The sequence below is a fragment of the Falsochrobactrum tianjinense genome, assembly GCF_019100495.1.
GTDB classification, from domain to species: Bacteria; Pseudomonadota; Alphaproteobacteria; order Rhizobiales; family Rhizobiaceae; genus Brucella; species Brucella tianjinense.
In genome coordinates, this window is record NZ_JAHRVA010000003.1 from 452,143 (window position 1) to 462,105 (window position 9,963).

Here is a 9,963-nt window from a genome sequence, read left to right on the forward strand (position 1 = left end):
CATGAAAGTCTTCATTAGCGCTGATATCGAAGGAACTGCGGGAATTGCCAGTTGGGATGAAGCCCGAAAATCGGGGCCTGATTATGCAGAGTTCCGTGAATATATGACTGCGGAAGTAGTCGCAGCCTGTGAAGGTGCCAGGAATGCCGGGGCGCAAGAAGTTGTCGTCAAAGATGGTCATGAGACTGCACGCAATATCATTTCAGGTCGCTTGCCTGAATATGTAACGGTTATTCATGGATGGCCAGGTAACCCACATTCGATGATGTGCGGCCTGGATGATAGTTTTGATGCTGTGGTTTTTACGGGATATCACGCCAAGGCTGGCAGCTCCGCTAATCCACTGGCACACAGTTTTAATAACCGTATATCGCGCTTCTACTTTAACGGTGTATTGTCATCCGAGTTTACGCACAATTCGCATATTGCAGCCTATCATAAAGTGCCGTGCGTCTTCATTTCAGGCGATGCGGGGATCTGCGGGGATGCGGCGCAGGCCGTGCCCGGAATTAAAACGGTTGCCGTTTCACAAGGGATTGGCCCTGCATCCGTATCGATGTCTCCGGTTCGCGCTCGCACTCAAATACGAACGGGTGTTGAGGAGGCATTGACCGGAGATTTAAGCGCGCTTTTATTTAGTCTGCCGGATGAAATTGACATGCAAATTGAATATGCCAATCCGACAGAAGCATATCGGTGCAGCTGGTATCCCGGGGCCGAGTTGCTGTCTGATTGTAGGATAGGCTTTCGGCACAGGGATTTTTTTGAAGTGATGCGCGCTTTTCGATTTATCGGCTAGTCATTTATTGACCGAAAAGAACCAGCTTAAACTGAGAGGCTGACCATCTTCAAATTTTTACAGATTGAAGAAAAGTGACTTGGGAAACGTCAAGAGCGAGGATCAGTGGGGTTTCTAGGGGGAGGCGGCTGAAGGATTTTGCGGCCTATGGTTCTGGGCGGGTCGGGTGTCCAGTCCTTTGGTGATGTCCAATGCTTACGGCTCAAATAAGTGAACGGATAGTTCACTTTGCATAAATTCAATGAAACTATCAACGACGCCAGACTTTACAGTCATTCGCGGTCGTATCAGCCAAATCCTGAAAGTGATATCCGGCTCAAATGCTCTGACAACCAAATCCCCCTCATGGCAACCGGCAGCGCTGATCGGATCGACAACAGACACTCCTGCATCCAGTGCAACGAAGGAGCAAGCCGTTTCAGATTGCCCTGTTTCAATCTGCATTTTGCGCGGCACCTGAAGATCATCAAAAATCTTATCAATCAGTATGCGGGATTGGTCCTGCGGCCCCAGAGAAATGAAAGCTTCATTGGCAAGATCTTGCGCTGTGATAATCTGTTTTTCTGACAAGTGATGGCCGACAGGAAGAATGCAAACGGCTTTTAAAGTCTGCAATGGAATGCTTTCAATTTCATCTCGGTCGCCCGGAATGAAGCTGATTCCAAAATCCAATTGATGACTAGCAACAGCATCAATCAGGCTTCGGGAGCGCATGCTTTGCAAGTGAAACACTACATTGGGGCGTTCAACAGCGAATTGCGAAACAATCTGTGGGAGTAAACGCCGCGCGATCGCCGGAAATGCACCGATTGTTAGGGCCCCCCATTTTTGCTCCCTCAAGGCTGTTGCCACGCGAGCCACCCGGTTGACGCCTGCAAACATCGCCTCAACCTCAACAAGCAGAGCTTCAGCCTCTCTTGTGTGATGTAAACGCTTGCCCTTGCGCTCGAAGAGTGAGAAGCCGCAGTAAAGCTCCAACTGATTAATCAACTGGCTCACAGCCGGCTGCGAAACGCACAACAATTCCGCCGCCCGGCTGACGCTTCCCATCGCCATAACGGCCTTAAATGCTTCAAGCTGTCTTACGTACATTATGAATTCCGCTTATAAGGTTAACTTATAATTTTGTAAGAAAATAGTATTATTAATTATATGAAATTTGTCTATAGGTTTTCTCCTATAACAAAAAGGGGAAATTGTATGATCGCGCATTCACTTGTAAAACTCTCGCTGGCAACTGTTTTTTCCAGCATGACACTTTGCGCGGTGGCTCAGGCTGACCTGCTGGATGATGTGAAAGCCAGAGGCAAGCTAATCGTCGGCATCAAAAATGATTATGTGCCTTTTGGATTCCTGTCCAAGGATGATGAGCTGAAAGGCTTTGAAATTGATCTCGCGAAATTTGTTGCCAGCAAAATTGTCGGCTCGGAAACGGAAATCGAGCTGGTGCCGGTTGTGGCTTCCAACCGTATCGAATTGCTGAATGCCGGACGCATTGATCTGATCCTGGCAACGCTCGGCGTCAATAAAAAGCGCGCTAAAGTCATCGATTTCACCGAAGAATATTACAATATGGCAGGCATTGTGCTGCTCGCGCCAAAGGATATGGCCATTTCCACATGGGAAGAAGTCCGCGGCCAAAAACTGTGTGGCATGCAGGGTAATCTTTATAACCGCACATTGACCGAAACCTATGGCGCACAAACAGTTCTGCTCACCGGAACCGCAGATATGTTCAAAGCCTTCCAGAATGGCCGCTGTGCTGCTGTCGCCTTTGATGGCCCTATTCTTCAGCAGAAACTGACTGACCCTGAATGGGCTGAAAAATACAAAATCGCCCTTGAGACTTTTAACTATATTCCGATTGCAGGCGGCGTGCGTAAAGATGAGCCGCGCTTTCTGGAAGAAGTGAACAAGGCCATTCTTGCTGCCGAAGCCACAGGTCTGCTGATCAATGCAGAAAAAGCCTACAATATGGGCGAGAGCGACTATGTCGCCAAGCGCGCAGCAGAAGCAAAAGCTGCGGGACACTGATCCGCAAATAGAAAAACACTGGTTGTTAGTGGTGCCCGCGCATAACAGCCCCACTGGCAATCGGTAATGCCCCTCTCAGATACGCCTTTCTGCCTATGCATAGAGTGTGCGTAATATACGGTAAGTAAACGATGTTATTCGGCCTTGACTTTGAATGGCTGTCAGACCCGCTATATCAACGCTGGTTGCTGGATGGGCTTGGAACGACACTGGCAATCGCTGCGCTGGGCACAGTACTGATGCTGGTTATTGGCATTGCCGGTGCTGCGATTATCCATTTTAACATAGCTGTTGCCAAGCCGTTTACGATCATCATGATCGATCTATTCAGAAATACACCGCCTTTGGTGCAGCTGTTTTTCCTGTATTTCATGCTGTCTGATTTAGGCATGACCTATACGGATGCAACGACCGGAGAGCGCATTCCGTTGCTGTCAGGTTTTGCCTGTGTGGTGTTATCGCTGGCCCTGTATAATGGCTCGATAGCCATTGAGATTATCCGCTCAGGTATCAACTCTGTGCCGCGTCAGACTGTCGAAGGTGCTCAGAGTATGGGTTACAGTCGCTTGCAGATTTTCCGCTGGATAGAGCTGCCGATTGCCTTGCGCCTGACTATTCCGAACATGACCAGCAATGTGGTTAGCCTGATCAAAACATCAGCACAGGCTGCACTTGTCGCGGTAACTGACATCATGTTCTTCGCGACGCAGATCACTCTGGAGACATTCCGTAATCTCGAAGTGATGATCGTGTTGTGGCTGATTTATCTGGTCATTACCACCGCAGTGGTTTTGCTCGCCAAGCAAATTGCGAAGGCTCTGACTATCCCGGGATTTGGTGCAGGAACAATGAAATGAATAAAGACACCACTTCAGCTTTACTTGGCTTTTTTGGCGTTATCGCAGCTTTGTTCACCATTCTCTTCATCACCTACGGTCAAGCCAGCGGCAATGCTATCGACGTCCTTATCAGCCGCTCATCTCAGCTTCTTACAGGCAGTTCAGGTTTTTCCAGTTTTGGCGGCGGGTTTTCTGCGAATGTCATTATCAGCATATTCTCTATGGTGATTTCTCTCATCGCCGGTTTTTTTCTCGGCGGTGCCATGGTCTCACCCAATAGCCTGCTCCGAAATGCCGCTGTGCTAATCATGAACCTGTTGCGCAGTTCGCCTTGGCTGGTTGTGCTCTATGCTATGCTGTATTTGCTGCCATTCCGGATGACAATCCTCGGTACCAGTATCTTCATATCGCCCTTTCTTAAGGCCGTTATTGGTCTGTCTTTTCCGGTGACTGCTTATATTGCGGAGGGTTTCAGAAATGGCATCCGCGCCGTGCCTGATGGTCAGTGGGAATCTGCCCGCGCACTTGGCTATCGCCGCGGCCAGATTTTGCGTCTGATTATCCTGCCTCAGGCATTGCCAATGATGTTGCCAAACCTGATGACGACCTATGCGATGCTGTTTATTGGCACAAGCCTTGTGGTGGTTACAGGGACATCCGATGTGCTCTCCATTGGCAAAACAGTTATTGCCAGTGATGGCGACGAATATGCGACCGCAATCTATCTCTACATCCTCCTGCTGTTTTTTCTTTTCGCCTACCCACTGGCGACCTGGACGCGTGCCCTTGAGCGCCGCCTGATTAAAGGCAAATGATATGAACACAATACCCGAAAAACCGATCATTGAAGTTGCAGATATTTATAAGAATTTCGGTTCTGTTGCAGTACTGAAAGGTATTTCAATGGACATTAAGAAAGGTGATGTTGCCTGCATCATCGGACCTTCCGGCTCCGGAAAATCGACATTACTGCGCTGTTTGAACGGTCTTGTGTCAGTTGAACGCGGCACAATTCGAGTCGAAAACTTTCAAGTGGAGCGGTTGCGTTCGGAGAAAGAGCGCGTTCCGCTGCGCCATAAAGTTTCAATGGTGTTCCAGCAATACAACTTGTTCCCTCATAAAACCGTGCTGCAAAATATCATGATGGCACCGATACAGGTGTTGCGGCACAACAAGGAAGATGTGCGTGAACGCGCTGTAAAACTTCTCGCCAAAGTACAGCTATCAGGCAAGGAAAACGCCTATCCGGGCGAACTGTCCGGTGGACAACAGCAGCGTGTAGCGATTGCCCGCGCACTGGCGATGCAGCCGGAAATCATCCTGTTTGATGAGGTGACAGCCGCCCTTGATCCGGAAATGGTGCAGGAAGTGCTGAATGTTATCCGCGATCTGGCCGGTGAAGGCATGACCTGTGTTCTCGTGACCCATGAAATGCGCTTTGCGCAGGAGGTTGCGGATCAGGTGTTTTTCACCGATGGCGGCGTGATGGTTGAACATGCGGCACCGGAGTCGTTCTTCGGTGAACCGAATGATCCGCGTCTCAAATCGTTCTTGTCCAAGGTTCTTTGATTTTATTTGGAATTTCCTTAACGGGAGGGATTTATGCAAACTTATAAAATACTCGTGCCGGATGCACACCTGCGTGATCTTGCTGTTGAAAGCGCGATTTCCGGAAACCAGTTTGAATATCTCATTTATGATGAGACCGATCCAGCAGGCATCCCGGAGAAGCATTGGAGAGAGTGCGACGGCATTCTGGTCTGGCACCGCATGCGTATTACGCCAGAAACAGTCGCCATACTCGACAATTGCAAACTGATCGTCCGTGTTGGTGTCGGCTTTGATAATGTGAATGTTGATGCTTGCCGTCAAGCAGGAATCGCGGTTTCCAACGTACCTAATTACGGAACCACAGAGGTCGCAGATCACGCATTAGCAATGCTGCTTTATCTCGCGCGCGGCCTTGGCACCTACGAAAAGCGTCTCAAGACAGATCCGGTCAAAGGCTTTGTTGCGGAAGGTGCGCCGGTTGTGCGGCGGCTGCGCGGGTTGACATTCGGGGCTATTGGTCTTGGCCGTATCGGTACCGCAGTTGCGCGGCGTGCCGCAGCATTTGATATGAATGTTGTCTATTATGATCCTTATCTATCTGAAGGCCATGAATTAGGTATAGGTTTCGAGCGCAAACATTCACTGGAAGAGCTGCTTGCGGCATCCGATGTCGTGAGCCTGCATGTACCGCTTTCCAACGAAACTCGCGCCATGATCAATGACGATCTGCTGTCGAAATTCCAGGATAACAGCATCTTCATCAATATTGCACGAGGCGGTCTGGTCGATATTGATGCGCTTTTCAGAGCGTTGAAATCTGGAAAACTGGCCGCTGCCGGACTGGATGTTTTGCCAGCCGAGCCGCCTTTATCAGTCCCCTCCTTGATTGAGGCATGGCGTAATGAGGAAGAGTGGATCGCTGGCCGGTTTATAGTCTCACCGCACGCCGCGTTTTATTCCGAAGCTGGCTATGTCGATATGCGAACCTTCTCAGTGGAGATTATGCTTGATTTTCTCCTGCGTGACAAAGTCCGCAATAATGTAAATCCCGGCTGGGAAAAACACAGCCGCTGAAATCCCATGTGTCAAGGAGTATGCCACAATGGCATTTCAAAAATTAAACGCCCCATTCACTAAACTGTCTGACGAAGCTCTGAACGTATGGCGTGCAATCCCGCCTGCAGTGGCCTCGGACTGTCTGAATCGCACGCAGGCAATGAGTGCAATAATCAAGCCGGTTTCAATTGGCCTTACACTGTGCGGGCAGGCGCGAACAGTCACATCCATGGCCGGTGATTGCGGCAGTATTTGCGAACTAATTGGCATTGCTGAAGCCGGCGAAGTCATTGTTGTTGATGCCGGTGGCGTTGATGACACGGCCGTATGGGGCGGCATCATGACTGCCGAATCCGCATATAGAAAACTTGGCGGTGCCGTGGTGTTCGGTGCTATCCGCGACGTAGATGAGGTGCGTCAGCTGCGTTTCAATATGTTTTGTAAATCTGTGGTCCCGCGCGGCCCTCATCACGGTTTTGGCGGTATCATAGATGGTACGATTTCCATGGCCGGTGCGGTGGTGCGTCCCGGAGACATCGTTCTAGGTAATGATGATGGCGTCGTGATTGTGCCTTTGGAGCGTGCGCAGGAAGTTCTTGCGGCTGCTCAAGACCATTTGACCAAGGAAAAAGCCTGGATGGATGGTATTCGCAACGGGCGCACCATTCAGCAAATGTTCAATATGCAAACCTCGGCTCATAAATAACCCGCGATGAAAAATGCTGTCATGACTCAAGTAAAGTTAATAGATGCCACACAAGTGGCAGATGCACTGGCTTATGGTGCATTCATAGACGAACTGGCCAAAGGTTTTGCCGCAGGTTGCATCTGGCCTGAACGTCAACACCATATGATCGAAAATCTGAGCTAGCCGGTTTCTACATTATTTCTAATGCCCGCTGGGATTACGCATAATGCCGAGCTTCGGATTATGCCGCTCTCATATCTGAATGCACATACTTTGCTGGGATGTCGGCAACTTCTATCGGCATAAGGCTGTAGTGGTCAGGAACGGCGGCTTTGGCGGACCGCGCTGCGGATACAACGTGGTATTTCATCTGGGCATAGGCTCAGCCGAGAGCGCATCCTATGCCGACGCCTTCCCTCGTAGGTATCCCGCGTAGTTGTCTAAGATCGCCTGCCAGCCGCTGCGTTGCATCTCGGCGGGATTGCTTGCCTCCGGATCGAACACTGTTCTCACGCGGGTGCCGTCGCCTTCGGCCTCAAAGGTGGTGCGGGACATCCGCCCGTCATCGAGCTTGAGGACAAGAGTGCAGGGCGCGTCCACCTCCTCGTAAGTGCCCTCGAAATCGAAGCCTATAGAGCCGTCTCGCGCCTCCATGCGGGCCATGTGCCGCCCGCCGGGACGCAGATCCACCTCTGCGCGGGGGCAGCACCATTCGGGTGTGGCGAAGTTCCATTGCGTGATCGCGTCCGGGTCGGTATAGGCGCTCCACGCAGCTTCGGGTTCAGCGGGTACATGGGCTTCAATGGCGATGGGATCGGTCATGGTCAGTCCTCTTGTGGTTGAGATGCGCCGAATAGCCGGCGCACGTAGCGGTCGAGATGGTCGATGGCCTCGCGCGCGAGGTCGGGGTCGTTCCCCGCCTTGGCGAGGATGAAACCGCCCTGCAGCACGGCTTGGAAGTGGCGGGCGAGCGAGGCCGCGCCCCAACCGTCTGGTGCGATCCCGTGCGCATCGATAGCGGCCTGGATGTCGGCCTCCAGTGTCTCGGCATGGCCGAAGATGCTGGAAGCGGCGGCATCGCGGATCGCAGGCGCAGTCTGGTGGACCTCCTGCGCCAGAGTGCCGACAAGGCAGGTGAAGGCGGGGATTTCGTCGGACACGATAGCCCGGCGGAAGGCGAGGTAGGCAAGTACCCGATCCAGCGGATCATCCGCCGTGTGATAGGGGGCACCCTCGAAGAGGGCGTCTGTCGTTTCCGACCAATGTTCGGCCACTGCCACGCCGAGCGCGTCCTTGCCCCGGAAGTGATGAAAGAATGCCCCCTTCGTCACTCCCGCCTCCTGGCAGAGGTCTTCCACGGTGGTGGCCGCAAACCCTTTGCGCCGGATCACGTCAAGGGCCGCGTCCAGCAGGCGGGTGCGGGCATCGCCGCGCTCGGGGGATATTTTGGTGGGGCGGGGCATGTGAAATATATACCATACAGTCGGTATGTATAGCAAGTGGACTTACCGGAACCGACATATCCGCGGTATTCCGTCAGTCATGCCCGGTCGAAACAGATCTTCGGGCTTCGCGCTGCAAATGCCCGCTCAGTCCGCAGTGTGAACCTGCGAGGCCGCGCGAAGAGCGTCCGCTTTCGTGATCTGTCATAAGTAATCCCTTCAACCAACGGAAGGGAATACTTATGGAAAATGACACACGATCAGATCACACGGCGAAGCCCAAACACGATTGCCAGCTATCGCGACACTTTCCGGCTTCTGTTGCAATACCCGGAAACGCAAACCAGGCTACTGCCGACTGAGTTGCATGTGGCTCATGTAGACGCCGGCATCATCGGGCAGTTCCTGCCCCGCGACGAGATGGAGGCGTTGCTGAAAGCACTCGATCAGTCGAGCTGGTTCGGCCGGTGCGATCGGATGCTGCTCCCCACAATGCAGCAGACAGGCTTGCGGGCATCGGAGCTGGCCCCAACGATCCCCTGTTCGCAACAATCCGTGGCACGCCTCTAAGCCGAAATACGGTTGAACAAATTGTTCGGAAACATGCGCCACGGCGGCCTCGAACAGTTCGACGTTTAGATTGAAGCGCGCCACACCGCATGTCTTGCGCTACACTGCTGCAATGCAGCTTCTCCAGAGCGGTGTGGGCCGAACAATCATAGCCCTTTGGCTGGGCCATGAATCGATTGAGACGACACAGGTCTACATCCACTCTGACATCGTCTGAAGGGAAGGGCGATGGCGTTGACGAAGTCGGAAATAATTTCTGTATTCTTGTACTGACAGTGCGTATTTACGTCTAGCAACGAAACCTGCATATCACTTCAGTCGCTCGAAAGCATAAGTTCATCTGCTACCATACTATCGGCGAGCGTGCGATGGTCGAGCACATTGGCGATCGCTTCTCGCACTTCCAGCATCATGCGGCGCACTTCGCATTCGGTTTCGTTGCAGTCTTCACAAGCCTGATAATCCGTTTTGCTGGCGCAGGCGATAGGCGCTAGAGCGCCATCAAGAGTACGGATGATATTGCCAATATGGATGTCATCGGCTGCCCGTGCCAGACAAAAACCGCCCCCTTTACCCTTACGGCTTAGTACGAAGCCCGCATTACGCAGTTCAATGAAAATATTATCGAGAAATTTTCGTGGGATCTGGTGCCTTTGTGCGATTTCGCCCGCCGAAACCAGGTGGCCGTCCGCCACGCCAGCAAGATGCATCATGGCTTTCAGGCCGTATTTGCCTTTCTTGGTCAGCATGGCGCCTCTGTTGCTCTATTCAATAAACGGCTGGTGTTAAAAGTATGCAGTAAAACTTCCGGCGGTAAGCCGCCTTCACGTCACACTATTTTTCCCGCAGGCCAGGTTCGCTGACTGTTTGGGGCCAGGCTTCAGTCTAATGGTTGAAACTGGGTTAGAAAGCCCCATATCCACAGAAGGAAATAAATTCATTCTTTTGTTTTTTTGTCGTTGACAGTTTTGGATGTTGGGGTCT

At 51.9% G+C, this 9,963-nt stretch carries 14 protein-coding genes; 10 read left to right on the forward strand and 4 right to left on the reverse strand.

What is annotated here, in order from left to right:
* Position 1 precedes the first annotated feature (1 nt).
* Complete coding sequence (locus KUG47_RS09830; RefSeq protein ID WP_217677768.1) at positions 2-799, forward strand: M55 family metallopeptidase; 798 nt, start codon at positions 2-4, stop codon at positions 797-799.
* A gap of 195 nt (positions 800-994) precedes the next feature.
* Here KUG47_RS09830 and KUG47_RS09835 read toward each other — a convergent pair whose 3' ends face one another.
* The gene (locus KUG47_RS09835; RefSeq protein WP_217677769.1) at positions 995-1,891 is read right to left on the reverse strand and encodes a LysR substrate-binding domain-containing protein; all 897 of its coding nucleotides are present in this window, start codon (positions 1,889-1,891) and stop codon (positions 995-997) included.
* A 108-nt stretch (positions 1,892-1,999) separates the two neighbouring features.
* On the opposite strand from KUG47_RS09835, the gene KUG47_RS09840 reads away from it, so the two are divergent.
* The 7 genes from KUG47_RS09840 (at position 2,000) to KUG47_RS09870 (ending at position 7,150) form a co-directional block, all read left to right on the forward strand.
* Positions 2,000-2,833, forward strand: coding sequence for a transporter substrate-binding domain-containing protein (locus tag KUG47_RS09840; RefSeq protein WP_217677770.1), 834 nt, complete (start codon positions 2,000-2,002; stop codon positions 2,831-2,833).
* 131 nt (positions 2,834-2,964) lie between these two features.
* On the forward strand, positions 2,965-3,690 hold the full coding sequence (locus KUG47_RS09845) for an amino acid ABC transporter permease (RefSeq protein WP_217677771.1): 726 nt from the start codon (positions 2,965-2,967) through the stop codon (positions 3,688-3,690).
* The gene (locus KUG47_RS09850; RefSeq protein WP_217677772.1) at positions 3,687-4,487 is read left to right on the forward strand and encodes an ABC transporter permease subunit; all 801 of its coding nucleotides are present in this window, start codon (positions 3,687-3,689) and stop codon (positions 4,485-4,487) included. The genes KUG47_RS09845 and KUG47_RS09850 overlap by 4 nt, the downstream gene beginning before the upstream one ends.
* A gap of 1 nt (position 4,488) precedes the next feature.
* A complete protein-coding gene (locus tag KUG47_RS09855; protein ID WP_254799470.1) occupies positions 4,489-5,241 on the forward strand; it encodes an amino acid ABC transporter ATP-binding protein in 753 nt (250 codons plus the stop codon).
* 33 nt (positions 5,242-5,274) lie between these two features.
* A complete protein-coding gene (locus tag KUG47_RS09860) occupies positions 5,275-6,297 on the forward strand; it encodes a C-terminal binding protein (RefSeq protein ID WP_217677773.1) in 1,023 nt (340 codons plus the stop codon).
* 28 nt (positions 6,298-6,325) lie between these two features.
* Positions 6,326-6,985 carry an RraA family protein gene (locus KUG47_RS09865; protein WP_217677774.1) on the forward strand — a complete coding sequence of 220 codons (660 nt, stop codon included), beginning with the start codon at positions 6,326-6,328 and terminating at the stop codon, positions 6,983-6,985.
* Positions 6,986-7,006: 21 nt separating this feature from the next.
* Entirely contained in the window at positions 7,007-7,150 is a 144-nt protein-coding gene (locus KUG47_RS09870; RefSeq protein ID WP_217677775.1) for a hypothetical protein, read from the forward strand.
* Positions 7,151-7,366: 216 nt separating this feature from the next.
* Here the strand turns inward: KUG47_RS09870 and KUG47_RS09875 are convergent, their stop codons facing one another.
* Positions 7,367-7,789, reverse strand: coding sequence for an SRPBCC domain-containing protein (locus KUG47_RS09875; protein ID WP_217677776.1), 423 nt, complete (start codon positions 7,787-7,789; stop codon positions 7,367-7,369).
* Between the two features lie 2 nt (positions 7,790-7,791).
* On the reverse strand, positions 7,792-8,430 hold the full coding sequence (locus KUG47_RS09880) for a TetR/AcrR family transcriptional regulator (RefSeq protein WP_217677777.1): 639 nt from the start codon (positions 8,428-8,430) through the stop codon (positions 7,792-7,794).
* A 228-nt stretch (positions 8,431-8,658) separates the two neighbouring features.
* Here KUG47_RS09880 and KUG47_RS09885 point away from each other — a divergent pair, with 228 nt between their 5' ends.
* On the forward strand, positions 8,659-8,979 hold the full coding sequence (locus KUG47_RS09885; protein WP_217677778.1) for a site-specific integrase: 321 nt from the start codon (positions 8,659-8,661) through the stop codon (positions 8,977-8,979).
* A 70-nt stretch (positions 8,980-9,049) separates the two neighbouring features.
* Entirely contained in the window at positions 9,050-9,196 is a 147-nt protein-coding gene (locus tag KUG47_RS16870) for a tyrosine-type recombinase/integrase (RefSeq protein WP_217677779.1), read from the forward strand.
* 97 nt (positions 9,197-9,293) lie between these two features.
* Here the strand turns inward: KUG47_RS16870 and KUG47_RS09895 are convergent, their stop codons facing one another.
* Entirely contained in the window at positions 9,294-9,728 is a 435-nt protein-coding gene (locus KUG47_RS09895; RefSeq protein ID WP_217677780.1) for an RrF2 family transcriptional regulator, read from the reverse strand.
* Between the last annotated feature and the right edge of the window lie 235 nt (positions 9,729-9,963).

Bases quoted from the DNA above. Each gene is read 5' to 3' on its own strand.
- KUG47_RS09850 (WP_217677772.1), top strand. From the start codon at position 3,687: ATGAATAAAGACACCACTTCAGCTTTACTTGGCTTTTTTGGCGTTATC.
- KUG47_RS09880 (WP_217677777.1), bottom strand. From the start codon at position 8,430: ATGCCCCGCCCCACCAAAATATCCCCCGAGCGCGGCGATGCCCGCACC.
- KUG47_RS09860 (WP_217677773.1), top strand. From the start codon at position 5,275: ATGCAAACTTATAAAATACTCGTGCCGGATGCACACCTGCGTGATCTT.
- KUG47_RS09870 (WP_217677775.1), top strand. From the start codon at position 7,007: ATGACTCAAGTAAAGTTAATAGATGCCACACAAGTGGCAGATGCACTG.
- KUG47_RS09885 (WP_217677778.1), top strand. From the start codon at position 8,659: ATGACACACGATCAGATCACACGGCGAAGCCCAAACACGATTGCCAGC.
- KUG47_RS09875 (WP_217677776.1), bottom strand. From the start codon at position 7,789: ATGACCGATCCCATCGCCATTGAAGCCCATGTACCCGCTGAACCCGAA.
- KUG47_RS09865 (WP_217677774.1), top strand. From the start codon at position 6,326: ATGGCATTTCAAAAATTAAACGCCCCATTCACTAAACTGTCTGACGAA.
- KUG47_RS09855 (WP_254799470.1), top strand. From the start codon at position 4,489: ATGAACACAATACCCGAAAAACCGATCATTGAAGTTGCAGATATTTAT.
- KUG47_RS09830 (WP_217677768.1), top strand. From the start codon at position 2: ATGAAAGTCTTCATTAGCGCTGATATCGAAGGAACTGCGGGAATTGCC.
- KUG47_RS09835 (WP_217677769.1), bottom strand. From the start codon at position 1,891: ATGTACGTAAGACAGCTTGAAGCATTTAAGGCCGTTATGGCGATGGGA.
- KUG47_RS09840 (WP_217677770.1), top strand. From the start codon at position 2,000: ATGATCGCGCATTCACTTGTAAAACTCTCGCTGGCAACTGTTTTTTCC.
- KUG47_RS09845 (WP_217677771.1), top strand. From the start codon at position 2,965: ATGTTATTCGGCCTTGACTTTGAATGGCTGTCAGACCCGCTATATCAA.
- KUG47_RS09895 (WP_217677780.1), bottom strand. From the start codon at position 9,728: ATGCTGACCAAGAAAGGCAAATACGGCCTGAAAGCCATGATGCATCTT.